Annotated in this window: 27 protein-coding genes, 1 tRNA gene and 1 pseudogene; 21 read left to right on the top strand and 8 right to left on the bottom strand. The window is 72.6% G+C overall.

Features of this window, described 5'->3' with window-relative positions; translation table 11 throughout:
* The first annotated feature begins 64 nt into the window (after positions 1-64).
* Complete coding sequence (locus H0S67_RS20715; RefSeq protein WP_180934590.1) at positions 65-1036, top strand: rhodanese-like domain-containing protein; 972 nt, start codon at positions 65-67, stop codon at positions 1034-1036.
* 189 nt (positions 1037-1225) lie between these two features.
* The gene (locus H0S67_RS20710) at positions 1226-2176 is read left to right on the top strand and encodes an LLM class flavin-dependent oxidoreductase (RefSeq protein ID WP_343050520.1); all 951 of its coding nucleotides are present in this window, start codon (positions 1226-1228) and stop codon (positions 2174-2176) included.
* An 8-nt stretch (positions 2177-2184) separates the two neighbouring features.
* Here the strand turns inward: H0S67_RS20710 and H0S67_RS20705 are convergent.
* A tRNA-Lys gene (locus H0S67_RS20705) sits at positions 2185-2257 on the bottom strand.
* A gap of 131 nt (positions 2258-2388) precedes the next feature.
* Positions 2389-3102 carry a TetR/AcrR family transcriptional regulator gene (locus H0S67_RS20700; protein WP_180934589.1) on the bottom strand — a complete coding sequence of 238 codons (714 nt, stop codon included), beginning with the start codon at positions 3100-3102 and terminating at the stop codon, positions 2389-2391.
* A gap of 107 nt (positions 3103-3209) precedes the next feature.
* On the opposite strand from H0S67_RS20700, the gene H0S67_RS20695 reads away from it, so the two are divergent.
* Entirely contained in the window at positions 3210-3929 is a 720-nt protein-coding gene (locus H0S67_RS20695; RefSeq protein WP_180934588.1) for a DUF4386 domain-containing protein, read from the top strand.
* Positions 3930-4040: 111 nt separating this feature from the next.
* Here the strand turns inward: H0S67_RS20695 and H0S67_RS20690 are convergent, their stop codons facing one another.
* Both H0S67_RS20690 and H0S67_RS20685 read right to left on the bottom strand, forming a co-directional pair.
* Positions 4041-5276: a PQQ-dependent sugar dehydrogenase gene (locus tag H0S67_RS20690; RefSeq protein ID WP_180934587.1), complete on the bottom strand. Its 1236-nt coding sequence runs from the start codon at positions 5274-5276 to the stop codon at positions 4041-4043.
* Positions 5277-5477: 201 nt separating this feature from the next.
* Positions 5478-5741 carry a hypothetical protein gene (locus tag H0S67_RS20685; RefSeq protein ID WP_180934586.1) on the bottom strand — a complete coding sequence of 88 codons (264 nt, stop codon included), beginning with the start codon at positions 5739-5741 and terminating at the stop codon, positions 5478-5480.
* A 10-nt stretch (positions 5742-5751) separates the two neighbouring features.
* Here H0S67_RS20685 and H0S67_RS26990 point away from each other — a divergent pair, with 10 nt between their 5' ends.
* Entirely contained in the window at positions 5752-5883 is a 132-nt protein-coding gene (locus tag H0S67_RS26990) for a hypothetical protein (protein ID WP_281368905.1), read from the top strand.
* A 144-nt stretch (positions 5884-6027) separates the two neighbouring features.
* Here the strand turns inward: H0S67_RS26990 and H0S67_RS20680 are convergent, their stop codons facing one another.
* The 3 genes from H0S67_RS20680 to H0S67_RS20670 all read right to left on the bottom strand — a co-directional run bounded on the left by H0S67_RS20680 (position 6028) and on the right by H0S67_RS20670 (position 8160).
* Positions 6028-7092 carry a hypothetical protein gene (locus tag H0S67_RS20680; RefSeq protein WP_180934585.1) on the bottom strand — a complete coding sequence of 355 codons (1065 nt, stop codon included), beginning with the start codon at positions 7090-7092 and terminating at the stop codon, positions 6028-6030.
* A gap of 158 nt (positions 7093-7250) precedes the next feature.
* Entirely contained in the window at positions 7251-7403 is a 153-nt protein-coding gene (locus H0S67_RS20675; RefSeq protein WP_180934584.1) for a hypothetical protein, read from the bottom strand.
* An 85-nt stretch (positions 7404-7488) separates the two neighbouring features.
* Entirely contained in the window at positions 7489-8160 is a 672-nt protein-coding gene (locus tag H0S67_RS20670) for an HAD family hydrolase (protein WP_180934583.1), read from the bottom strand.
* A gap of 170 nt (positions 8161-8330) precedes the next feature.
* Between H0S67_RS20670 and H0S67_RS20665 the strand changes: the two genes are divergently transcribed.
* From H0S67_RS20665 to H0S67_RS28490, 17 genes and pseudogenes are all read left to right on the top strand, one after another.
* Complete coding sequence (locus H0S67_RS20665; protein WP_180934582.1) at positions 8331-8600, top strand: DUF7218 family protein; 270 nt, start codon at positions 8331-8333, stop codon at positions 8598-8600.
* Between the two features lie 108 nt (positions 8601-8708).
* Positions 8709-8882, top strand: a complete 174-nt coding sequence (locus tag H0S67_RS20660; RefSeq protein ID WP_180934581.1) for a hypothetical protein — start codon at positions 8709-8711, stop codon at positions 8880-8882.
* Between the two features lie 137 nt (positions 8883-9019).
* On the top strand, positions 9020-9742 hold the full coding sequence (locus H0S67_RS20655; protein WP_180934580.1) for a hypothetical protein: 723 nt from the start codon (positions 9020-9022) through the stop codon (positions 9740-9742).
* Positions 9743-9768: 26 nt separating this feature from the next.
* The gene (locus tag H0S67_RS20650; protein WP_180934579.1) at positions 9769-10233 is read left to right on the top strand and encodes an endonuclease/exonuclease/phosphatase family protein; all 465 of its coding nucleotides are present in this window, start codon (positions 9769-9771) and stop codon (positions 10231-10233) included.
* A gap of 82 nt (positions 10234-10315) precedes the next feature.
* Positions 10316-10918 (top strand): DUF1326 domain-containing protein, encoded by a 603-nt coding sequence (locus H0S67_RS20645; RefSeq protein WP_180934578.1) that lies wholly within the window; start codon positions 10316-10318, stop codon positions 10916-10918.
* 4 nt (positions 10919-10922) lie between these two features.
* Positions 10923-11729 carry a DUF2182 domain-containing protein gene (locus H0S67_RS20640; protein WP_180934577.1) on the top strand — a complete coding sequence of 269 codons (807 nt, stop codon included), beginning with the start codon at positions 10923-10925 and terminating at the stop codon, positions 11727-11729.
* A gap of 147 nt (positions 11730-11876) precedes the next feature.
* Entirely contained in the window at positions 11877-12293 is a 417-nt protein-coding gene (uraD, locus tag H0S67_RS20635; RefSeq protein ID WP_180934576.1) for a 2-oxo-4-hydroxy-4-carboxy-5-ureidoimidazoline decarboxylase, read from the top strand.
* Positions 12290-12592: a hydroxyisourate hydrolase gene (gene uraH / locus H0S67_RS20630; RefSeq protein ID WP_180934575.1), complete on the top strand. Its 303-nt coding sequence runs from the start codon at positions 12290-12292 to the stop codon at positions 12590-12592. Before uraD ends, uraH begins: the two co-directional genes overlap by 4 nt.
* Position 12593: 1 nt before the next feature.
* The gene (gene pucL, locus H0S67_RS20625; RefSeq protein WP_180934574.1) at positions 12594-13442 is read left to right on the top strand and encodes a factor-independent urate hydroxylase; all 849 of its coding nucleotides are present in this window, start codon (positions 12594-12596) and stop codon (positions 13440-13442) included.
* Complete coding sequence (locus H0S67_RS20620; RefSeq protein ID WP_180934573.1) at positions 13442-14320, top strand: FAD binding domain-containing protein; 879 nt, start codon at positions 13442-13444, stop codon at positions 14318-14320. The genes pucL and H0S67_RS20620 overlap by 1 nt, the downstream gene beginning before the upstream one ends.
* Positions 14320-14793, top strand: a complete 474-nt coding sequence (locus H0S67_RS20615) for a (2Fe-2S)-binding protein (RefSeq protein WP_180934572.1) — start codon at positions 14320-14322, stop codon at positions 14791-14793. Before H0S67_RS20620 ends, H0S67_RS20615 begins: the two co-directional genes overlap by 1 nt.
* Positions 14790-16154 (top strand): 8-oxoguanine deaminase, encoded by a 1365-nt coding sequence (locus H0S67_RS20610; protein ID WP_180934571.1) that lies wholly within the window; start codon positions 14790-14792, stop codon positions 16152-16154. Before H0S67_RS20615 ends, H0S67_RS20610 begins: the two co-directional genes overlap by 4 nt.
* Positions 16151-18454, top strand: coding sequence for a xanthine dehydrogenase subunit D (gene pucD / locus H0S67_RS20605; RefSeq protein WP_180934570.1), 2304 nt, complete (start codon positions 16151-16153; stop codon positions 18452-18454). Before H0S67_RS20610 ends, pucD begins: the two co-directional genes overlap by 4 nt.
* Complete coding sequence (locus H0S67_RS20600; RefSeq protein ID WP_180934569.1) at positions 18451-19695, top strand: DUF6986 family protein; 1245 nt, start codon at positions 18451-18453, stop codon at positions 19693-19695. Before pucD ends, H0S67_RS20600 begins: the two co-directional genes overlap by 4 nt.
* Positions 19696-19699: 4 nt before the next feature.
* Positions 19700-21043, top strand: a complete 1344-nt coding sequence (gene allB, locus H0S67_RS20595; protein ID WP_246354923.1) for an allantoinase AllB — start codon at positions 19700-19702, stop codon at positions 21041-21043.
* Positions 21040-21470 (top strand): annotated as a pseudogene (locus tag H0S67_RS28495) (hypothetical protein); the annotation flags it as partial. The gene allB and the pseudogene H0S67_RS28495, both read left to right, overlap by 4 nt.
* Positions 21444-22001, top strand: coding sequence for a hypothetical protein (locus H0S67_RS28490; RefSeq protein WP_219635369.1), 558 nt, complete (start codon positions 21444-21446; stop codon positions 21999-22001). The pseudogene H0S67_RS28495 and the gene H0S67_RS28490, both read left to right, overlap by 27 nt.
* A gap of 174 nt (positions 22002-22175) precedes the next feature.
* Here the strand turns inward: H0S67_RS28490 and H0S67_RS20585 are convergent, their stop codons facing one another.
* On the bottom strand, positions 22176-22916 hold the full coding sequence (locus H0S67_RS20585) for a GAF and ANTAR domain-containing protein (protein ID WP_180934567.1): 741 nt from the start codon (positions 22914-22916) through the stop codon (positions 22176-22178).
* Positions 22917-22951: the final 35 nt, after the last annotated feature.

The following is a 22951-nucleotide window of genomic DNA, read 5'->3' as shown; positions in this document are numbered from 1 at the left end:
GAGCGGGACACTCGTCATGGACTTAATACTAGTAACTTGGTCAACTTCAACTACTATGGGGACCATGACCTCCGGACCGTCCCCAGCCGCCAGGAGCGGGCGCCAGCTGTCGCCCGCCGAGCTGCGCGACGTCGTGGAGCGCTACGCCGAGGACGTGCGCCGAGGAAGCCACGTCGCGGACTTCCACACCGAGGACCGCTGGCACGTGCGGATCCACCAGGACGCGGACGTCGACGTCTGGCTGATCAGCTGGACCACCGAGCAGGGCACCGAGCTCCATGACCACGGCGGTTCGTCCGGTGCCTTCACCGTCGTCCAGGGCTCGCTCACCGAGTACGTCTGGAGCGGGCCGACGCCGGACTCTCCGGGCGAGCTGGGCGACGAGCCGCGGCACGAACGGGACACGGTCGTCTTCGACCCGCACTACGTGCACGACGTGCGCAACCACCTGGAGGCGCCTGCCCTGAGCGTCCACGCGTACTCGCCGCCGATCCGGCTGATGCACTACTACCAGCCGTCGGAGGGAGGCCTCCTGCGGTGGGCGGCGAGCTGGACCGATGACCCGGAGGCGCCCCCACCGGCGCGGGAGGCGGCGTTCTCGAGCCTCGAGGAGATGCTGGGGGTGGCCCGCGAGGCGCTGACCCGCCTGACCCCCGAGCAGGCGGACCGGGCGGTCGCGGACGGTGCCCAGCTGGTCGACATCCGGCCCGAGTGGCAGCGGCGCGCCGACGGAGAGATCCCCGGTGCGGTCGTGGTCGAGCGCAACCACCTCGAGTGGCGGCTGCACCCCGACTCCGACGCCAGGCTGCCGATCGCCGCAGCCGGCCGGCGCTGGATCGTCTACTGCACCGAGGGCTACACCTCCTCGCTGGCCGCAGCCTCGCTGGTCTCGCTCGGCCTCGACGCGACCGACGTGATCGGGGGCATCCAGGCCTGGCGCGAGGCCGGCCTGCCCACCGTCGCGGGCCCGACGCCGGTCGAGCAGGTCGTCGGCGGGCTGCGAGTCGTGCCCGACTCGCCGACCGCGGGTTCCTGACCGCCGGACCGATGACCCACTGAGATCACCCCCTGAAATGACCACAGTGAAAGGAAGCGACGTGGACCCCGAGCTGCTCTGGTACATCCCGAACGCCGTCGAGCCCGGCCATCGAGGCGACGCGGTCACGGCTGACCACAACAGCCTGGAGCGACTCACCGAGCAGGCGCAGGCACTCGAGCGGCACGGCTGGGCGGCGCCCTCATCGGCACCGGCTGGGGGCGTCCCGACACATTCACGCTGGCCACGGCGCTGGCCTGCCGCACGTCGACGTTCGAGCCCCTGGTCGCCGTACGCCCGGGCTACTGGCGACCGGCCAACTTCGCCGCCGCCGCGGCGACCCTGGACCACCTGACCGGCGGTCGGGTACGCGTCAACATCGTCTCGGGCAAGGACGACCTGGCCGCGTACGGCGACAGCGAGGGCGAGCAGGCCCAGCGCTACGACCGGACCCGGGAGTTCATGCAGCTGGTGCGCCGGTTGTGGACCGAGGAGCGGGTGACCTACGAGGGCGAGCACTTCTCGGTGAGCGACTCCACCGTCCTCCCGCGGATCGCCCCGCGCGGCGACCGGCGGCACCCCCGGCTCTACTTCGGCGGGGCCTCCGCGGCGGCCGAGCGGGTCGCCGCGACCGAGGCGGACGTCCAGCTCTTCTGGGGCGAGCCGCTGGACGGCGTGCGCGAGCGCATCGAGCGGCTCCGGGCGCTGAGCCGGGAGCTCGGCCGCGAGCACGCGCCGCTGGAGTTCGGCCTGCGGGTGACGACGTTCGTCCGTGACACCACCGACGAGGCCTGGGCGGAGGCCGAGGCCCGGGTGGCCGAGATGGCCGCTCAGGCAGACGCCGGGGCCGGGACGCGCGCCTGGCAGAACCCCTACCGAGGCGAGGCGGTCGGTCAGCAGCGGCTCTTCGACCTGGCCTCGCGGGGCGAGGTGCTCGACGACAACCTCTACACGACGCCCGGCAGGTACGGCGCCGGCGGCGCCGGCACCACGTGGCTCGTGGGCTCTCCGGCGGACGTCGCCAAGTCACTGCGGAAGTACCAGGACATCGGCGTGACGCACTTCGTGCTCTCGGACACGCCGTACCTGCGAGAGATCGAGCGCCAGGGGGAGCAGCTGCTGCCACTGCTCCGAGGGTGACGGATCTGTAGGCCCCGTGGGACTCGAACCCACAACCAAAGGATTAAAAGTCCTCTGCTCTGCCAATTGAGCTAGGGGCCCGTGGGGGTTCAATCGGCACTCTCCCAGGTACTTCGCTGGGGAAGGCCGGGCCCCTGGTCCGGCGACATCATGGCAGACGGCCGTCGCACAGAAGGGGTCGGCGTGACGGAGGGGCGGCCGCGACGCTTCCGTCAGCTCTCAGCCCGCTCGAGTCGGGTCGCGACGCCGTCGAGCACGACTTCGAGGCCGACGTCGAACTCGTTGCCGTAGCTGTAGCCCGGCTGCAGGACGTGCTCGACAGTCAGCTCGAACAGGAAGGGGAAGTCCTCGGCCGGGAACTGATCCATGATCGCGCCCGTCATCGCGGCCAGCTCGGCCTCGTCGCGGAAGGGCAGGTTCACCTCCTGCAGCACGAACCCGTGCACGTAGCTGTCCACTGCCGAGATCGCATGCGCAGCGGGCTGGACGGGGAAGCCACCGGCTCGGAAGCATCGGATCCCGGCCTCGAGCAGCCGCAGCGTGGCCGGCCCGGGTGTTGTGCGCGATGCCATCAGGGCCACCGCCCAGGGGTGCCGGCGCAGGACCGCCCTCGTGCTGTGCGCCCGCTGGCGGATCGCTGGGCGCCACTCATCGGAGGGTGACGGGAGCTCGATCTCGGCCGAGACGATGTCGACCAGTCCGTCGAGGATCTCGTCCTTGCCGCTGACGTGGTGGTAGAGCGAGGCGGCCTCGACCCCGAGCTCGCGTGCCAGTCGGCGCATGGTCACCGCCTCGATGCCCTCGGCGTCCGCGACGGCTACGGCGTGCTCGAGCGCCCGGTCCTTGCTGACCGGCGCCCTGCTGGCCGCCTCTGCTGATCTTCGAGCCACGTGTCTCGTCCCCTTCTTCGCAATCGCGGTCCGCATCCCTCTAGACAATCTAACAGTGTTAGGTTACTGTCATGAATCTAATCTAACACCGTTAGGGACGCTTTCCGGGACGCGCTCCTCGCGGCCTTCGAAAGGACGGATCCATGACCACCAGGAAGACTGGCCGCATCGTCGGCGCGCTCATCCTCGCCGGCTTCCTCTACGGCGGTGGCAGCTTCCTCATCGCCTCCGCCACCGGCACCGCCACCCCGGTCCCCGAGAACGCCACCTCGCTGGGAAAGCTCAGCGCGGGCGCGGTGCTTCTCCTGCTGAACTCGGTGGCCGCCATCGGCGTCCTGGTGCTGGGCGTGCTGCGGCGCGACCACCGCCGCACCGCCCACACGTACCTCGTGACTCGCACGGTGGAGGGGGTCTTGTTGGCACTCGCCCCGCTGGGCATGTTGACCCTGGTCCTCCTGGACCATGGAGGCGCCAGGACGTCGAGCGCCACCGACTCCGGGCTTGCGGGCTTGGCGCGGACCGCGGCGGAGCACGGCCAGTCCGCGTACTGGGTCGCGATGGCGGCACTGGGCGTCGGGAGCATCTTCTTCTGCGCGGCTCTACTGCGCTCCGGCCTGCTGCCGCGGCTCCTGGCCGTCTGGGGCGTCGTCGGCTACGCGGTCTTCGCGTTCGGCAGCGTCCTGGAGCTCGCCGGCTACGGAGTCGGCCTGGCCCTGTCTGTTCCCGGAGGGCTGTTCGAGTTGACGGCCGGAATCTTCCTCGTGGTGAAGGGGTTCCGCCAGACGATGCCGCAGGCCGACGACGCTCCGCGCAGTGGGAGCAGTGCCGCCGTCGTCTGGACCGTCTCCGGCGCCGGCACCTGAGCGCAGACCATCATCACGGCGGCCCCTGGACTCTCCGCACGGCGGTGCGCGTGGCCGGCGCATCCGTCCCGGCGCGCGACCCGCGGCATGGCTCGGGCTGCGCAGGTTCGCTCAGTGCGTGAGCCGGTACAGGTTGCCGGAGGCCATGTCCGCGTACACGATGTCGCCGTTCGGCGCGGCCGCGAACTTCACCGGGGCACCGATGTCGGTGCCGAACGGCGGGGCCTCGGGGCGCCGCACCAGGTCGCCGGCGGAGCTGAAGCGCATCGTCCAGAGCTTCTGCCCCATGAAGTCCCCGAAGAAGTACGCGCCCCGGTACCGCTTCGGGTAGTGCTTGCCCGTGTAGACGATGCCGCCGGTGACCGCGTTGCCCTGCCTGGCGGCGGTGCCGTGGCGGTAGGACCAGACCGGCCGCGTGTTCGACACCTGTGCGCAGCGTCCGAGGCTCGAGTAGCCCGGCGTCTCCGCGGGCCCCTCCCAGCAGGGCCACTTGTAGTTGGCGCCGGGCCGCACCAGGTCCACCTCCTCCCACGTCTTCCAGCCCACGTCCCCCACGATGGGCCTGCGGGTGGCGGGGTCGAGCGAGAACCGGAACGGGCTGCGGAAGCCGCCGGCGTACGTCCGACTGCGCCAGGAGAACGGGTGGGCCGCCCGGTAGAAGGGGTTGGCACGGACCCCGGCGCCGTTGGCCCTGAGGTGCAGGATCTTGCCCTCGGGTCGGCCGATCCTCATCGCGTTCACCGCCCCGGGCACCACCGACCTGAAGGTCCGGAGGTCGCCGATCGACACCCAGAGCGTTCCGTCCCGAGCAGGCAGCACGGTCGTCATGCCGTGCGTGTGCTCCACGGCCTTCACCGCGACGAGCACCTTCTCGTGCGCGAGCCCGGTGGGTGTGGCCTCGCCCTGGACGGTGAACCGCGACAGCCGGATCCGGTACGGCGGCTCCGACGCGCTCGGGATCGATCGGATCAGGTAGATGTGGTGGGTCGTCCGGTAGTCCGGTGCGACTCCGAGACCGACGAGCCCCAGATCCCCTTTGTTCTCCGTGGCGAGGTTGGCGATCGTCTGAGGGGGCCCGGTGTTCGGCACCCACGTGACCTGACCGTCCTTGCCGATGGTGAGCAGGCTGCCGCCGGGCAGGTAGCCGAAGTCGGTCAGGTTGTAGGCGCCCTGGCCGGTCGCGATCTCACGCAGCGCGAAACCTCGCGGCAGCGACTGCGCGCCGACGGCCGCCTGGACGTCTGCGGTCGCCCTCACGGTGGCGTCCCGGTCTCCTGCTGGACCGCTCGACACGGTGCCAGCGAGTACGACGCCGGTGGCCAGCGCAAGCGGCGCCAGTGCGGTCATCTTCATGACGGTGTCCCCCTCGTTCCCCCTTCGAGGGTGACAAGGTCCGTCACGTGGCGGACTGCATCCGCCAGACTCGGTCCGAACGTCTCGACGGGGCATGGCCCGTACGGGTGGTGCCCGCAACTTTCGGAGGATCTGGCGTGCCCGGCTCAGGGGACCGGGAGACGGTCGCAGCGCGGACCCGGAGAGGGACGGGAGTCAGCCCGCCGAGCAGTCGGGGGCCGCTGCGCCGCGGCGCGGGAGCTTGTTGTGGCTCACGACCTGCTGCCCGGTCGTGATGGGGAAGCCGCGCTGCCAGTCGGAGATGACGCCGGTCTGGTCCATCTCCGCGCCCGGTTGGCCGACCAGCGACAGCCGGAGGGTCAGCGGTACGCCGGGGAGCGCCGCGTCGTTGGTGACGGATCCGACGGGGGACCCGTTGAGGAACCACGTGAGGTGGCCGTTGGCCACCTCGACGGCCACGTTGTACGCCTTGGCCAGCGGGGTGTACGGCGCGGTCGTGGTTCCGTTCCACGAGTACAGCGGGGAGCGGACCCCGAACCCGACCTCGTCGGAGAACGGCGAGATGTTCGCGACCGTGATGTTGTGCGCCCCGCAGTCGTAGTCGGCAGCGTCGGCGGGGACCAGCTCGACGAGGAACTGGTACGCGTGTCCGCCACGCTCGTAGGCGTTCCGGACCCGGATGCTGGTCTCCCAGCGGCCCTGGCTGATGGAGTTCCCGTGGAGCGTCGCACGGGTGGTGCCGAAGTCACCGGGACCCGCCCCGACGTACCTCTTGCTGTCCAGCGCCAGCCGCGCCGTTGAACTTGGACACCCGTCCGCTGCCGGTCGAGGAGTCCGTCCAGCTGCCCTGGATCCGGGTGCCTCGGGAGGGCGGGCTGCTGAGCGACTGTCCGTACTCCCAGGCGAAGTCGAACAGCGAGGGGAACCACCGGTAGTGCTGGCTGGAGGTCGGAGGCTGGGCGCCGCCGCTGGGCCCCTTGTTCACCGGCACGGACGAGTTCGGCACGGAGCCGTAGAGGCTGGAGTACCAGTCCTGGGCGGTCTGCCCGGCGAGCACGTAGAGCGGGAACGACTGGGCCCAGCCGATCTGGTTGCCTCCGGTGACGTAGTCCTCCGCGCGCACCCGGAAGACCGCGACCCCCGCGACCGCGGTGAGCCCGGTGAAGTACCGCGGCCGTCGTCGCCCACGGTCGTGGTGTCGAGGGTGCGCCAGGTGTCCGCGTCGATCCGCTGCTGCAGCGTGAGGGTTCGACCCTTGAGCACGGGGAGTCCCTGCGACTCGGGGCTCCGGTAGATGTTGTCCGGAGTGGTGTCGACGGTGATCCCGAACGTCCGGTCGACGCCCACCCGCGCCGGGGCGTTGGTGTTGGTCACCGTCTGCCCGGTCACCCAGATGGTGAGGTCCTGGGTCTTGGCGTTGAACACCCGCGCCGCGGACCACGTACTCGCCGGCCTTCACCCGGTAGCGGATGTTGAACATGCTCGGCGCGGGATAGGTGAACGAGAAGCTGCCGTCCGCCTGGGTCTGATCGTGGAAGCCGTCGACCGTGGACCAGTGGTTGCCGGTGGCATTCCCCATGTTGAACTGGAGCACCAGCGGGCGTACGCCGGCGTGACCGACGCTCCCGGACCAGGTGAGCCGTTGACCGCCCACGTACTTGGCCGGAGAGATCGACAGGGAGCCCGTCGTCGCCGACGACAGCGTCGCATCGACGTGCGACCCGCGCGCTGCGGGAGCCGTCGGCAGGCTCGCGGGGGCGGCCGGCAGGTTGGCCGCGACGTAGACGAGGCCGACCGCCAGGCCTGCCATCAGGCGAGAGCCGGCGCGACGGAACCCGAGAGGAGATCTGGTCACGCCTTGGTTATCGGATCCCCGTTGCCCGGGTTTGAGGGCTGGGCGACCTGAAATTTCCCGCAACCGCTCGCCTGGCACAAGATCCGGCGTGGGCGGTCAGTAGCCGAGGGCCGTCAGCTCTGGCCGTAGAACCCGGTGCGACCCTCGTCGGTCTCGCGGGTCCGTAGGACCCCGTCGATGTCGACGCCGCCGCGATGCTTGCGGTGGTCGGTCCACCACCAGTACGTGAGGAGGGCCGCCACGACGACGAGCACAATCCAGAGCATGATGCCTCCTTGCTCGGACCTGCACCTCGAACCTAGGCCGTCACTCTGGTCCCGTCATCACCCAGACGGCGGAGCCCGGGTCCGCTCAGCCGAGCTGCTGGAGGGCTTTCTCCTGGATCTCATCGAACCGCTCGACGAGCTCGCGCGGGGTGGCCACGACCGCCAGCGCGCCGGCCTCGAGGAGCTCTGCGGCGCTGATGCCGCCGGTGAGGACACCGACGCACGGGACCCCGGCCTTGCCGGCAGAGACGACGTCCCAGACCGCGTCCCCGACGCACAGCGCGCGGGACCCCTGCGCCCGCTCGAGCGCTTCGTCGATCAGGTCGGGAGCGGGCTTGCTGCGGTCGGCGTCGGAGCCCGAGACCCGCTCCTGTATCGCGTCGGAGTCCTCCACGAGGTCCAGCAGCCGGTCCGTCTGCTCGCGCTCGCCGGAGCTCGCGACCGTGACGGAGACACCCCGCTGGCGAAGCAGCGCCATCAGCTCGGCGGCACCGTCCACCGGCTTGACGTGGCTGAACCCCTGATCGAAGTGGTGGGCGTGCCGAGCGCGTACGTCGTCACCGACCGCGCGTTCGACGGCGTCGCCGGCCACCTCGGCCACCAGCCGGTCGCCGCCCATCCCGATCGCCCGGTGGATCGAGTACGCCGGCACCGCGACCCCGACGTCGTCGAAGGCCGCCACCCACGCCGCAACATGCAGGTAGACCGAGTCCACCAGGGTTCCGTCGACGTCCAGGACGACTGCGTCGAGCTGCATGGTCAGCACCCCTCTTCCTCCGCGGCTTCGGACCTCGCGGTCCTCGGGCAGTACCCGCCCGCGAGGGAAACACTCCCGGGCATGTCGCCATCGGGCCGCGGGTACCCAACCAGTGTGGTCCGGGCTCCCCCGGACCGAGAACCAGGAGCCATCACGAAGGGAGCGCGCTGATGCCGGAGAAGAAGCCGGGCCCGTCGGTGAAGGACGACGAGCTCTACGAGAAGCTCCGCGACGAGGGTGAGAGCAAGGAGAAGGCCGCGCGCATCGCGAACTCCGCGGCCAACCGGTCCCGCACCCAGGTCAGCCGCAGCGGCGGACAGTCGCCGCCGTACGAGGACTGGACCGTCGACGAGCTCCGTGACCGAGCGGCCGACATCGGCATCGAAGGTCGCTCCTCCATGGACAAGGAGCAGCTCATCCACGCGCTGCGCAACCACTGACTCCGTCGACCTCCTCGCAGCGGTGGACACACGACGAGCAGGGGAGGAGCATCGAGAGCGAGGGGAGAGCCGGCGATCCCCTGGTCGACCTCCCCTCCGGGAGGAGCCATGTACCTCGTCGGGCTGCTGTGCCTGGTCTCGTTGGGCGCGATCGCGTTGTGGGTCGACCGGAGAGATCGCAGGCACGGGCACAAGCACCGGAAGCTCTCCGACATCGAGTCGGGGGCGAGCGACGAGCTTCCGAGGAGTGACCGGAGCCCGTGGAACGGTTACGGCGGTTGACGCCGGCGCCTGGTGCCAGCCGGCGCTGAACCTCGCCTTCCTCGTCCGCACCCCGCGCACCGCGAGCAACACCCGGATCCCCAACCTGGGGGCCCGACGGTCCGAGCGGGCGCCGGATTCCCGTAGCGTCCCCCGGCGTGACCGACAAGCTCCCCCCGCGCCCGCACGCCCACCGAGGACGCCCGCGCCGCCGGCCGCACCGGTCGCGTGGCCGGCTCTGGGCTCGGCTGGCGGTCGTCCCGATCACCGTGGTCGCGCTTCCGGTCGCGGGCTCGGCGTTCGGGCTGTCGGTGCCCGGCGTCGACGCCGCCCTCCAGGCCGCGGGCGCACCCGCGCTCCATGACACGTCGACCCCCAGGCAGCAGCACGCACCCGCCCACCACGCGCCGACCGCGCCGACCACGCCGGCCGCGGCCGCCCCGCCCGCCCCGGCAGCGCAGCCGCTCAGCTCCGGGCAGACGCTCACCTCGGCGCCCCCGTCGCCGTCCCCCTCCGTCATGGCCGCCCGGGCCGAGAAGGCCGCGAAGCGAGCCCACCACCCGGCACACGCCACCAGCGCGTCCGCCTCGGCGAGTCCGTCGCCCACCGCCTCCTCGAGCCCCGACCTGCCGGCGGCGGCGTTCCGGGTGGCGTCGTTCAACATGCTCGGTGCCTCCCACACCGGTCCCGGCAGCGAGCGTCCGCAGTACGCCTCCGGCCCCACCCGCACCCCGTGGGCCGTGCAGCTCCTGAACAACGCCGGGATCACCGTGGCCGGCCTCCAGGAGTTCCAGACGCCGCAGATCCAGGAGTTCAACAAGGTCGCCACCGGCTGGCACGCGTGGCCCGGGCTCGGCACGCTCGGCGGGTCAACTCGGTGATCTGGCGGACCGGTACCTGGCAGCCGGTGCAGACCCACACCATCGACATCCCCTACTTCGGCGGCAGCGACGTCCCGATGCCCTACGTGCTGCTGCGCCACGTTGCCACCGGCCAGCTGGTGTGGTTCGCCAACTTCCACAACCCGGCCGACGCCCACGGGCCCGCCCAGCGCTGGCGCGACGAGGCCGTACGCCGTGAGGTCGCCCTGGTCAACCGGCTCCATGCCGACGGCACCCCGGTCATCGTGACCGGCGACGCCAACGACCGGGACCGCTTCTTCTGCCCGCTCGCCTCCGGCGCCGGCGTCACCTCCGCCGACGGCAGCCACCTGACCAGCAGCGGCTGCGACCTCGCCCCCGCCCCGGGTGTCGACTGGGTCGTGGGCACCAACGACGACCTCGACTTCTCCGACTTCCACCGGGTCCGCGGCGGCCTGGTGAGCCGTACCTCCGACCACCCCTTCGTCTGGGCGCAGGCCACCGCGCACTGACCGCCGCGAGAGGGCACCGACCGGCCCTTGACGGGTCCCCGGGGCAGTCGAAGACTGGAGGCTCAGGGGAAGGGGCCGGGTCATGGCGTGGAATCTGACCGGTAGCTATGTGGAGACCTGCTCGTGCGAGCTGATGTGCCCGTGCAATCTCTCCTTCGACCACGGCGCGACCTACGACTTCTGTCGGGTGACGCTGGTCTTCAACATCCGCGACGGTGACATCGAGGGCACCGACATCGCGGGGCGGCGGGTCGCGATGATCGCGGACACGCCCAAGGTGATGACCGACGGCAACTGGCGACTCGGCGTGTACATCGACGACCAGGCGAACGACGAGCAGTTCGACAAGCTCGTCAAGGTGTTCGGCGGCCAGCTCGGCGGGCCGATGGGCGCCCTGGCGCCGCTGGTCGGTGAGATCGTCGGGGTCGAGCGCGCCGCCATCGAGATCGCCGACGACGGCCTGCGCCACACTGTGCGCGTCGGCGACACCATCGACTTCGAGATCGAGGACATCGTCCCGTTCGGCGTGGAGACCGGCCAGCCCATCCGGTTCGACGGGATGTTCCACCCGGTCGGCTCGAACCTGACGATGGCCGAGGCGAAGCGCACCAGCATCAACGCCTTCGGCATCTCCTACGAGGGCAAGACGGGCCTGTCCACGTCCGAGTTCTCCTGGGCCTCCTGATCCGATGGCGGCGACGGCCGGACCCGTCGACGCCGGACTCGGTGCGAAGGTCGCCGCGGTCCGGGCCCGTCTCGGCCTGGTGCTGGCGCTGTTCGGGATCGCCGTCGTCGGCTGGATCTGGAGCGCCCACGCGATGGCCGGCATGGACGCGGGACCGTGGACCGGGCTCGGCAGCCTGGCCTGGTTCCTCGGCGTCTGGGTCGTGATGATGGCGGCGATGATGCTGCCGTCGGTGGCCCCCACCGTCGCGTTGTACACCCGCGTCACCAGGCCGACCTCACGTCTCTCCCCGTGGATCTTCGTGGGCGGCTACCTGCTCGTCTGGGCCGCCGCCGGCCTGGTCGCGTACGCCGTGGGCGTCGCGGCCACCACCGTGCTCGGCGACGAGCTCGCGTGGGACCACGCGGGCCGGGGGATCGCCGGTGCCACCCTGGTGGTCGCCGCGGTCTACGAGCTGACCCCGTTGAAGAACGTCTGCCTCGCCAACTGCCGGAGTCCCCTCGGCGCGTTCCTGGGCTCCTGGCGGGGAGGGCGGACCGGTGCCCTGCGGATGGGCGTCCGCAACGGTGCCTGGTGCGTCGGCTGCTGCTGGGCCCTGATGGCCGCCCTGTTCGCCCTGGGCATCATGAGCATCACCTGGATGGCGCTGGTCGCCGGGATCATCGCCGTCGAGAAGACGCTCCCGCTGCGCCGAGACCTCACCTACGCCACGGCCGGACTGCTCCTGGTCCTCGGTCTCCTGCTGCTGGTCGCACCCAGCACCCTGCCCGGCCTGACGATCCCCTCGGGCCAGCGGATGTCGATGACCTGAGCGGACGACGCTCCCGCCCCGGGCAACCGGTGTCGGCAAATGCCTGAGCGACGCCCGCTGAGTGGATAGCGTGGCTGTGGTGCAGGTCACAGAGTTCAACGCTCTGCCGGCGGGGAGGCACGGAGCCTCGTCGCCGGCTGCCTCGGCGTGCCCCGGTGGGTGGACGAGGTCGTGGCCGGGCGGCCGTACGCCGACACGGAGCTGCTGTTCAAGCAGGGACACGACTCGGCGCTGGCGCTGACCGACGACGAGCTCGCGCAGGCCCTGTCGCGCCACCCGCGGATCGGGGAGCGGCCGGACGCCGAGGACGCCGAGGCCCGGCACTCGCGGGCCGAGCAGTCCGGGGTGCGGGCCGAGGACGTGGACCGCCTGCGCGCGGCCAACGCGGCGTACGAAGCGAGGTTCGGGCACGTCTTCCTGATCCGGGCGGCCGGCCGCAGCAGCGAGGAGATCCTCGCCGAGCTCGAGCGCCGTCTCGCCAACGACGACGCGGCCGAGCGCGAGGAGACCGTCACCGCGCTGCGCGACATCGCCCTGCTGCGCCTGGAGAAGGTCGTCGGATGAGCCACGTGACCACGCACGTCCTCGACACCTCGGCCGGGCGGCCCGCCGACGGCATCGCCGTGACGCTGGAGCGCGGCGGCGAGGTGGTCGCCACCGGCACCACCGACGCCGACGGCCGCATCGTCGACCTCGGCCCGGACCGGCTGGACGCGGGGACCTACCGGCTGCGGTTCGACACCGGGGGGCGCAGTCCCTTCTTCCCCGAGGTCGTCGTCGCCTTCGTCGTCACCGACGACACCCACCTGCACGTGCCGCTGCTGCTCAGCCCGCACGGCTACACGACCTACCGGGGGAGCTGACGTGGGCATCGTGCTCGGCACCAACCGCTACGGCAAGGCGGACACGCGCGTCTTCCGGATCGTGCGCGACACCGACCGGCACGTGGTCCGCGACCTCAACGTCTCGACGTCGCTCACCGGCGACTTCGCCGCCGCGCACCTCGAGGGCGACCAGGCCCACGTGCTGCCGACCGACACCCAGAAGAACACTGTCTTCGCGTTCGCCAAGAAGGTGGGGATCGGCGCGATCGAGGACTTCGGGCTCGCGCTCGCGCACCACTTCGTCGACGACGTGGCGCCGGTGACCGGGGCAGAAGTCCGGATCGAGGAGTACGCCTGGGAGCGGATCGCCGACCATGACCACGGCTTCCGCCGGGGCGGACCCGACGTGCGCACGACCCGGGTCGCGGTCTCGGCCGCGGGCACATCGGTCGTCAGCGGCGTCCGGGACCTGGTGGTGCTGAAGTCCACCGGCTCGGAGTTCGCGGGTTTCCTCGTCGACGACTACACCACCCTCGCGCCCACCCACGACCGCGTGCTGGCCACCTCGCTCACCGCCGGGTGGACGTACGCGGCGGACGTCGGCGCCGAGCGGCCCGACTGGGACGCGACGTACGACGCCGTCCGGCGGACCCTGCTCGACCGGTTCGCCCACGTGCACTCGCTGGCCCTCCAGCAGTCGCTGTGGGAGATGGGCCGGGCGGTCCTCGAGGCCGCGCCGTCGATCGCCTCGATCGAGCTGGTCGCCCCCAACATCCACCACATCGCCGTCGACCTGACTCCCTTCGGGCTGGCCAACGACGGCGAGGTCTTCCACGTGACCGACCGGCCCTACGGGCTGATCGAGGTCACCGTCGGGCGCGGGGACTGATGGACTTCCTGTCCCCGACCTCCCTGCCCGACGCGCTGGCCGCGCGTGCGGAGCACCCTGGTGCGGTCCCGATCATGGGCGGCACCGACGTGATGGTGGAGCTGAACTTCGACCGCCACCGCCCGCCCGCGCTGCTCGACCTCACCCGGGTGTCCGAGCTCGCGACGTGGGACCGCGTGGGCGACGAGATCCGGCTCGGCGCCGGCGTCACCTACAGCAGGGTGATCGCCGAGCTCGCCGCCGAGCTGCCAGGGCTGGCGCTGGCCGCCCGCACGGTCGGGTCGCCGCAGATCCGCAACCGCGGCACCGTCGGCGGCAACGTGGGCGCCGCGTCGCCCGCCGGCGACTCCCACCCGGCGCTGCTCGCCGCCCACGCCGAGGTCGAGCTCTCCTCCCTCACGGGAGTACGCCGGGTCCCGGCCGCCGAGTTCTACACCGGGCCCAAGCGGCACGCCGGCCGTCCCGACGAGCTGGTCACCGCGGTCTGGGTGCCGGCCGCGACCGGGCCGCAGCAGTTCAGCAAGATCGGGACCCGCAATGCGATGGTGATCGCGGTCGCCGCCCTCGGGCTGGCGCTGCACCCGGAGCAGCGCTCGGTCGGCACCGGCATCGGCTCGGCCGGCCCGACCCCGCTACGGGCCCGCGACGCCGAGGAGCTGCTGGCCGCCGAGCTCGACTGGGAGGGCCGCGCCGACGTCCCCGACCCGGTGGCCGAGGAGTTCGGCCGACTGGTCGCGGCGGCCGCGTCTCCGATCGACGACGTGCGCGGCACCGCGGCGTACCGCCGCCACGCCCTGGCCGTGATGGCCCGCCGCTGCCTGGCGTGGGCCTGGGCCGAGGCGCAAGGCCGAGAAGGCCCACGAAGGGGAGAGGGCTGATGCGGGTCACGATCACGGTCAACGGCGAGCAGCGCGTGGCCGACGACGTCTGGGCGGGCGAGAGCCTGCTCTACGTGCTGCGCGAGCGGCTCGGCCTGCCCGGCTCCAAGAACGCCTGCGAGCAGGGCGAGTGCGGGTCGTGCACGGTCTACCTCGACGGTGTCACCTGCTGCGCCTGCCTGGTCGCGGCCGGGCAGGCCGACGGCCGGAGCGTCGACACGGTCGAGGGCCTCAGCCACCACGCCGGGGAGGGCGAGCTGCACCCGGTGCAGCAGGCGTTCGTCGAGACCGGCGCCGTGCAGTGCGGCTTCTGCACCCCCGGCCTGCTCGTCGCCACCCACGACCTGCTCGCCCGCGACCCCGACCCGGACGACTCCGAGATCCGTGAGGCGCTCGCCGGCAACCTCTGCCGCTGCACGGGCTACGAGAAGATCATCGAGGCCGTGCACCTGGCCGCGAGGCGGATGCGATGAGCCGCGTGGTCGTCGACGGGTGCGCGGTGGTCACCATGGACGCCGACCGGACCGAGCACGCCGTCGGGCACGTCGTCGTCGACGGCGCCCGGATCGCGTCGGTCGGCGAGGGCCGGGCGCACCGGGACCTGCCGGACGCGACGTACGTCGACGGCACCGGGTGCCTCGCCACGCCCGGCCTGGTCAACACCCACCACCACCTCTACCAGTGGCTGACCCGCGGCTCGGCCGTCGACCACACGCTCTTCGAGTGGCTGACCACGCTCTACCCGGTCTGGGCCGGGCTCGACGAGGACACCGTGCGGGTCGGGGCCACCGGCGCGCTGGTGCAGATCGCCCGCACCGGCTGCACCACGACGACCGACCACCACTACGTCTTCCCCGCCGACGGCGGTGACCTGCTCGGCGCCGAGATCGAGGCGGCCCGCACGGTCGGGCTGCGGTTCCTGCCGACCCGGGGCTCCATGGACCTCGGCCGGTCGCGCGGAGGCCTCCCGCCGGACCACGTGGTGGAGGAGGTCGACGCGATCCTGGCCGCGACGGCCGACGCGATCGACCGGCACCACGACCCGTCGCCGGACTCGATGCTGCGCGTCGGCGTGGCGCCGTGCTCGCCGTTCTCGGTCACCGGTGACCTGCTCCGGCAGGCGGCCGCCCTCGCTCGCGACAAGGGCGTCCGGCTGCACACCCACCTCGCCGAGACCATCGACGAGGAGGAGTTCTGCCGGGAGAAGTTCGGTGTGCACCCGGTCGACTACGTCGAGTCCCTCGGCTGGGTCGGGCCCGACGTCTGGTTCGCCCACGGGATCCACCTCGACGACCGGTCGGTCGGCACCCTCGCCGCCACCGGCACCGGCGTCGCGCACTGCCCGTCGTCCAACGCCCGCCTCGGCGCCGGCATCTGCCGGACCCGCGACCTCCGCAAGGCCGGCGTCCCCGTCGGCCTAGGCGTGGACGGCGCCGCCTCCAACGAGGCCGCCTCGCTCGTCGAGGAGCTGCGCCACTCGGTCCTCTTCGCCCGCGCGGTCGGAGGGCCGACCGCCCTCACCGTCCGCGACGGGCTCGAGCTCGCGACGATCGGCGGCGCGAGGGTGCTCGGCTGGGACGACCGGATCGGCTCGCTGGAGCCCGGCAAGCAGGCCGACCTCGCGCTGTGGCGGGTCGACACCGCCGCCCACGCCGGCATCCCCGACCCGGTCGCGGCCCTGGTGCTCGGCACGCCGCCGCCGCTGGAGCTGCTGCTGGTCCAGGGCCGGCCGGTCGTGCGGCACGACGCGATGGTCGAGGTCGACGAGGAACGGCTCGCGGTCGACGTGCTCCGGGCGTCCGAGACCTTGATGGCGAAGGCGGTGACGGCATGACCGGGACCACGGAGACCACCGGGACCACCCGGGTCGGGGCGCCCGGCGGAGTGGGGGAGTCGCCGCTGCGGCCGGACGGGATCCTCAAGGTCACCGGGGAGTTCGCCTACGGCAGCGACCTCTGGATGGACGACATGCTCTGGGGCGTCACGCTGCGCAGCCCGCACCCGTCCGCCCGGATCCTGAAGGTCGACATCACCGAGGCGCTGCGCACCGCCGGCGTGTTCGCGGTGCTGACCCACGACGACGTGCCCGGCCAGAAGCACTTCGGCCTCGAGCACCAGGACCAGCCGGTGCTGGCGGTCGACGTGGTGCGCTACCAGGGCGAGCCGGTCGCGCTGGTCGCCGCCGACCACCCCGAGACCGCCCGCCAGGCCGCCAAGAAGATCGTCGTCGACTACGAGGTGCTCGAGCCCGTCGTCGACGCCCGCAAGGCGCTGCTGCCCGATGCACCGCAGCTGCACCCTCACGGCAACCTGGTCCGGCACGTGAGGATCCGCACCGGTGACCCGCACCCGAGCGCCGAGGTCGTGGTCTCCGGCGACTACGAGGTCGGCATGCAGGACCAGGCGTTCCTCGGACCCGAGTCCGGCCTCGCGGTCCCCGACGGCACCGGCGGTGTGGACCTGTACGTCGCCACCCAGTGGCTGCACGTCGACCAGCGGCAGGTCTGCGCCGCGCTCGGGCTCGGCCCCGACCGGGTCCGGCTCCGGCTGGCCGGCGTCGGTGGCGCGTTCGGCGGCCGGGAGGACCTGTCGATGCATGTCCACGGCTGCCTGCTCGCGCTGCACACCGGCAAGCCGGTGAAGATGGTCTACAACCGCGAGGAGTCGTTCTTCGGCCACGTGCACCGGCACCCCGCCTCGATGCACTACGAGTACGGCGCGGACCGAGACGGCCGGCTCGTCTACGCCCGGGCCACCATCCACCTCGACGGCGGCGCCTACGCCTCCAGCACCCCCGCGGTCGTCGGCAACGCCGGCACCATGGGGCTCGGCCCCTACGAGATCCCGAACATCCACGTGGACTGCTACGGCGCCTACACCAACAACCCGCCCTGCGGCGCGATGCGCGGCTTCGGGTCGGTGCAGACCGCGTTCGCGGTCGAGGCGATCATGGACAAGCTGGCCGAGGCGGTCGGCCTCGACCCGGTCGAGATCCGGGTCCGCAACGGCTTCCACGAGGGCTCGACGGCGCCGACCGGCCAGGTCATCGACAGCGCCGCCCCGGTCGCCGAGCTGGTGCAGCGGCTCCGGGCGATGCCGCTCCCGCCCGATGACGGCGGCGAGCTCGACCTGCGCCGGCTCCCTGGCGGGGTCGCCAACACCACCCACGGCGAGGGCGTCCGTCGCGGCGTCGGGTACGCCGTGGCGTACAAGAACGTGGCCTTCTCCGAGGGCTTCGACGACTACTCGACGGCCCGGGTGCGGCTGGCGGTCGTCGGCCACGAGCCGGTCGTCACGGTGCACACCGCGGCCGCGGAGGTGGGCCAGGGCCTGGTCACCGTCGAGCAGCAGATCTGCCGCACCGAGCTCGAGGTCGAGCGGGTCGTGGTGGCCCCGAAGGACACGCAGGTCGGGTCGGCCGGGTCGAGCTCGGCGTCGCGGCAGACCTACGTCACCGGCGGCGCGGTCCGGGCAGCCTGCCAGAGCGTGCGCCGGACGGTGCTCGCCCGGGCGGCCCAGCGGCTCGGCGTCGACGCGGCCACGCTGCGCCTGGCCGGAGACGCGGTCGTCGACGACCTCGGTGCCGTGGCGGTCACCCTCGCCGACCTGCTCGGCACCGACGAGGTCGAGGACACCGTCGAGTGGCGGCACCGGCCGACGTACCCCATCGACCCCGAGACCGGGCAGGGCAACGCCCACGTGCAGTACGCCTTCGCCGCGCACCGTGCCGTGGTCGACGTCGACGTGGAGCTCGGGCTGGTCAAGGTGGTCGAGCTCGCCTGCACCCAGGACGTCGGCAAGGCGGTCAACCCGTCGGCGGTCGTGGGCCAGATCCAGGGCGGCAGCACCCAGGGCATGGGCCTGGCCCTGATGGAGGAGATCCAGATCGTCGCCGGCCGGATCACCAACCCGTCATTCACCGACTACCTGATCCCCACCATCCTGGACACCCCGCCGATGCCGATCGAGGTCCTCGAGTACGCCGACCCCCATGCGCCGTACGGCCTGCGCGGCGTCGGCGAGGCCCCCACCATCTCCTCGGGTCCCGCGGTCGCGGCGGCGATCCGCGCGGCCACCGGCCTCGACCTGCGCCGGGTGCCGATCCGGCCCGAGGACGTGACGGGCACCCGATGACACCCCGACTCACCGCCGCCGACCTCGCCGACGTGGAGCGGATCATGGCGCCGGCGGACGCGGCACTCGACCGGCTCTACCCCGGGGACACCGGCGAAAGGCAGCCGGTGCACACCGTCTACGTGCCGGCGGACCGGGTCGGCGCCGGGGTCGTGGCCGGGTACGCCGCGGCCGCCCGCGCCGCCCTCGACGCGCACGCGCCGTCGCCGGAGGCCCTCGCGCTGGCGACCGGGGCCGATCCCGACGAGGTCGCGGCGGTGTGGCCGCTGCTGCTGGCCAAGCTGGAGCGGGAGCCGGTCGAGGACCTGCGCATCGACCTCGAGGACGGTTACCGCGGCCACTCCGACGCCGAGGAGGACGCCGACGCGGTCGCGGCCGTGGGCGTCGTGGCGGCCGACCCGCCGCCGTACTGGGGGGTGCGGTTCAAGTCCTTCGAGGCCTCCACCCGGGCGCGCGGGCTGCGCACCCTCGACCTCGTGCTCGGCGCCGCCCTCGAGGCGGGCCCGCTGCCCGACGGCTTCCGGCTGACGCTGCCCAAGGTCACCTCCGTGGAGCAGGTGCAGGCGATGGTGCTGGCCTGCGAGCGGCTGGAGGCGGCGTACGCCCTCGACCACGGCCGGCTCCGCTTCGAGGTCCAGGTCGAGACGCCCCAGGTGGTGCTCGGCCCCGACGGCGCCGCCACGGTCGCTCGGCTGGTGCACGCGTCCGCCGGCCGCTGCAACGGGCTGCACTTCGGCACCTACGACTACACCGCGGCGCTCGGCATCGCGGCCGGCCACCAGGCGATGGACCACCCGGTCGCCGACCACGCGAAGAACGTCATGCTCCTCGCGGCCGCCGGCACCGGCGTCCCGGTCAGCGACGGGTCGACCAACGTGCTGCCGGTCGGGCCGGCCCGGCAGGTGCGGGAGGCGTGGGCGCTGCACCACCGGCTGGTACGCCGCTCCCTGTCGCGCGGGCTCTACCAGGGCTGGGACCTGCACCCGGCCCAGCTGCCGACCCGGTTCCTGGCGACGTTCCTCTTCTACCGCTCCGGCCTCGACACGGCGGCGGGGCGCCTACGGGACTACCTGGGTGGGGCCGCGGGCGCCGTGCTCGACGAGCCGGCGACGGCGCGGGCGCTGGCCGGCTTCCTGCGCCGCGGCCTGCACTGCGGCGCCGTCACGGCCGACGAGATGGAGCGGCTCACCGGTGCGCCGGCCACGACCCTCGACGACCTCGCGCTGCGGCGGGTGGGCTGAGGTGGTGGCGGACCTCGCGATCACCGGCCCGGTCCTGCGGGACGGCCGTCTCGAGGAGGCCGTGGTCGTCGTGGACGGCGGCCGCATCAGCGCCGTCGAGCCGGCCGGCACCCACGTGGACGCCGCCGAACGGGTGCGCCTGGCCGCTGACGAGGTGCTGCTGCCCGGCCTGGTCGACACCCACGTGCACGTCAACGAGCCCGGCCGCACCGAGTGGGAGGGCTTCGCCAGCGCGACCCGCGCCGCCGCCGCCGGAGGCGTGACCACGCTGGTCGACATGCCGCTCAACTCCATCCCGCCGACCGTCGACCCCGCAGCGCTGGAGACCAAGCGCCGGGCCGCCGAGGGCCGGTGCCACGTGGACGTCGGCTTCTGGGGCGGCGCCGTCCCGTCGAGCCTGGGGCGGTTGCGGGCGCTGGCCGACGAGGGGGTCTTCGGGTTCAAGTGCTTCCTGGTCGACAGCGGGGTGCCGGAGTTCGCGCCGCTGGACCGGGCCCAGCTCGACCGGGCCCTCGCCGAGGTCGCCTCCTTCGACGGGCTGATGGTCGTGCACGCCGAGGACCCCGACGTGCTCGCCGACGCTCCCGCTTGCGCCGGCCCGTCGTACGCCGGGTTCGTCGGCTCGCGGCCCCGGGAGGCCGAGGACGCCGCCATCTCGGGACTCCTCGACCTCGCCCGGGAGAACGGCACCCGCGTGCACGTGCTGCACCTGTCGAGCGCGAGCGCCCTGCCCCTGCTGGCGAAGGCCCGCGCCGACGGGGTGCGGGTCACCGTCGAGACCTGCCCGCACTACCTGACGCTTAGCGCCGAGGAGGTGCCCGACGGGCACACCGAGTTCAAGTGCTGCCCGCCGATCCGCGACGCCGCCAACCGCGACGCGCTGTGGCGGGCGCTGGTCGACGGCGCCATCGACGCCGTGGTCTCCGACCACTCGCCTTCGACGGTCGACCTCAAGCGGCTCGACACCGGCGACTTCGGCTCGGCCTGGGGCGGCGTTGCGTCGCTGCAGCTGGGGCTGCCGCTGATGTGGACCGCCGCCCGGGAGCGGGGGATCGGCCTCGGGCAGGTGGTCGCCTGGATGTCCACGGGACCCGCGGCGCTGGCCGGCCTCGACGCCAAGGGTGCGATCGAGCCGGGCCGCGACGCCGACCTGGTGGCGTTCGCGCCCGACGCCTCCTTCGTGGTCGACCCCGGGCGGCTGCACCACCGCAACCCCGTCACGCCGTACGCCGGACGCACGCTGACCGGCGCGGTTCGCGACGTGTGGCTGACCGGCCGCCGGATCGTCGCGGGCGGCTCCGTCGCGCCCGACCCGCTGGGACGCCTGATCAGGAAGGACCGTCGATGAGCGGTTTCACGCACCTGCCCGACCTCGCCTCGCGCGACCTCTCCGGCAGCGTCTGCGCGGCCAACGACGAGTTCTTCGCGGCGCGGGAGAACCTCATCCGCCCGGAGCCGGCGTCGGCCGTGCACACCTTCGGCCACAAGGGCAAGGAGTACGACGGCTGGGAGACCCGCCGGCGCCGGGAGCCCGGCAGCGACTGGGCGATCGTGCGGCTCGGGGTGCCGGGCGTTTTGCACGGCGTGGTCGTGGACACGGCCCACTTCACCGGCAACTACCCGCCGCACGTCTCGGTCGAGGGCGCGGCCGCACGGGCTACCCGTCACCCGACGAGCTCGCCGCACTCGCGTGGGAGCCGCTGGTCCCGAGGTCCCCGGCGTCGGGCGACACCGCCAACGAGTACGCCGTGTCCGACCGGCGCGTCTGGACCCACGTGCGGCTCACGATCCACCCCGACGGAGGCGTTGCCCGCTTCCGCGTGCACGGCACGCCCGTGCCCGACCCGCGCTTCCTCGTCGGCACGATCGACCTCGCCGCGCTGGAGAACGGCGGCTCGCTGGTCTCCTGCTCCGACGCCTTCTACGGCTCGGCGGGCCGGCTCATCCTGCCCGGCCGGGCGCGCAACATGGGCGAGGGCTGGGAGAACGCACGGCGTCGCGACGACGGCCACGACTGGGCCCTCTTCCGGCTCGCCGGGGCCGGCGTGGTCCGCCACGTCGAGCTGGACACGTCGTACTTCCTCGGCAACGCACCCGGCTGGGTCCGGCTCGCCGGCTGCTCGGTCTCCTCGTCCGACGACGTGGAGGACGCCGCGTGGTTCGACCTCGTGCCGCGGGTGCGCTCGCAGCCCGACACCCGGCACCGCTTCCTCGTCCCCGAGGACCGGCCGGTCACCCACGTGCGGCTGGACGTCTACCCCGACGGCGGGATGGCCCGGCTGCGGGTGTGGGGCGAGCTGTCCTGATCCGTCGGGCCGGGCGGGGCCGGCGGTGGATCAGCCACCGTTTCGTCTGCGGAATCGGTGGCCAACTCACCGCTGGGTGGCGAGCCGGGTGGTCGGGCGGTGGGTGAGCCACCGTTGTGGCGGGCGAAACGGTGGCCAGCTCACCGCCGGCCCGGTGAGCAGTGGGGCCGGAGGTCAGTCGACGTCCGTCGCGGACGGCGTCGTGAGCGCGGGGATGCTGCCGGGCCTGGCAGTGACGTCGTGCGCCACGTCGCTGATCGGCGTGCCCGTCTCGCGCGCGAAGACTCGGAGCAGCTCGTAGGCCTCGTCCAGGGAGCAGCCGTGGATCTGGGCGAGTGCACCCTTGGCCTGCTCGATGGAGATGCGGGCGTTCAGCGCGCCCTGGAGCTGCTCGGTGAGGATCTCGCCCTGCCGGATCGCGCGTTCCTGGATCAGTGCGATGGTGGCGACGTCGGCCAGCGCCTGCACGACGCGCGCATCCGCGGGATCGATCGTGCCGGGGTCCGTGCTGAAGAGGTTCAGCGCGCCGATCACCTCGGAGCGCAGCCGCATCGGGAACGCGTGCACGGCACGGAAGCCGTTCTGCACAGCGAGGGGCGCCCACCGCGGCCAGCGGTCCTGGGCGTTCGCGAGGTCCGCCCCGACGATGGCCCGGCCGGTGGAGAAGCACTCGTGGCACGGACCTTCGTGCGACTGCAGCTGGAAGAGCTCGAGCATCTGGGTGCGTTCGTCGGAGGCGGCCATGAGCCGGAGCTGGCCATGGTGGTCGGCGAGGAGCAGCCCCACCGCACTGATCTCGAGCAGGTCGGAACTCCGGGCAGTGAGCCCCTGCAGGAACTCGATCAGGTCGAAGTCGTCGGTGAGGGTGTCGGCCACCTCGACGAAGATGTGAGCCAGCCGGTCGGCTGCGATCATGCTGGACCTTTCGCGATGCTCATGGGAACCGGGGC

This window comes from Nocardioides ungokensis (genome assembly GCF_013466985.1).
GTDB lineage: Bacteria > Actinomycetota > Actinomycetes > Propionibacteriales > Nocardioidaceae > Nocardioides > Nocardioides ungokensis.
The sequence above is the reverse complement of the archived record's forward strand: the minus strand, read 5'-3'. Positions and strand labels throughout refer to the sequence as shown.

Excerpts from the sequence above, each read along its gene's own strand:
- H0S67_RS20715 (WP_180934590.1), top strand. The coding sequence starts at position 65 with ATGACCTCCGGACCGTCCCCAGCCGCCAGGAGCGGGCGCCAGCTGTCG.
- H0S67_RS20700 (WP_180934589.1), bottom strand. The coding sequence starts at position 3,102 with ATGCGGACCGCGATTGCGAAGAAGGGGACGAGACACGTGGCTCGAAGA.
- H0S67_RS20695 (WP_180934588.1), top strand. The coding sequence starts at position 3,210 with ATGACCACCAGGAAGACTGGCCGCATCGTCGGCGCGCTCATCCTCGCC.
- H0S67_RS20690 (WP_180934587.1), bottom strand. The coding sequence starts at position 5,276 with ATGACCGCACTGGCGCCGCTTGCGCTGGCCACCGGCGTCGTACTCGCT.
- H0S67_RS20680 (WP_180934585.1), bottom strand. The coding sequence starts at position 7,092 with ATGGCAGGCCTGGCGGTCGGCCTCGTCTACGTCGCGGCCAACCTGCCG.
- H0S67_RS20675 (WP_180934584.1), bottom strand. The coding sequence starts at position 7,403 with ATGCTCTGGATTGTGCTCGTCGTCGTGGCGGCCCTCCTCACGTACTGG.
- H0S67_RS20670 (WP_180934583.1), bottom strand. The coding sequence starts at position 8,160 with ATGCAGCTCGACGCAGTCGTCCTGGACGTCGACGGAACCCTGGTGGAC.
- H0S67_RS20665 (WP_180934582.1), top strand. The coding sequence starts at position 8,331 with ATGCCGGAGAAGAAGCCGGGCCCGTCGGTGAAGGACGACGAGCTCTAC.
- H0S67_RS20660 (WP_180934581.1), top strand. The coding sequence starts at position 8,709 with ATGTACCTCGTCGGGCTGCTGTGCCTGGTCTCGTTGGGCGCGATCGCG.
- H0S67_RS20645 (WP_180934578.1), top strand. The coding sequence starts at position 10,316 with ATGGCGTGGAATCTGACCGGTAGCTATGTGGAGACCTGCTCGTGCGAG.
- H0S67_RS20640 (WP_180934577.1), top strand. The coding sequence starts at position 10,923 with ATGGCGGCGACGGCCGGACCCGTCGACGCCGGACTCGGTGCGAAGGTC.
- uraH (WP_180934575.1), top strand. The coding sequence starts at position 12,290 with ATGAGCCACGTGACCACGCACGTCCTCGACACCTCGGCCGGGCGGCCC.
- H0S67_RS20620 (WP_180934573.1), top strand. The coding sequence starts at position 13,442 with ATGGACTTCCTGTCCCCGACCTCCCTGCCCGACGCGCTGGCCGCGCGT.
- H0S67_RS20615 (WP_180934572.1), top strand. The coding sequence starts at position 14,320 with ATGCGGGTCACGATCACGGTCAACGGCGAGCAGCGCGTGGCCGACGAC.
- H0S67_RS20610 (WP_180934571.1), top strand. The coding sequence starts at position 14,790 with ATGAGCCGCGTGGTCGTCGACGGGTGCGCGGTGGTCACCATGGACGCC.
- pucD (WP_180934570.1), top strand. The coding sequence starts at position 16,151 with ATGACCGGGACCACGGAGACCACCGGGACCACCCGGGTCGGGGCGCCC.
- H0S67_RS20600 (WP_180934569.1), top strand. The coding sequence starts at position 18,451 with ATGACACCCCGACTCACCGCCGCCGACCTCGCCGACGTGGAGCGGATC.
- H0S67_RS20585 (WP_180934567.1), bottom strand. The coding sequence starts at position 22,916 with ATGATCGCAGCCGACCGGCTGGCTCACATCTTCGTCGAGGTGGCCGAC.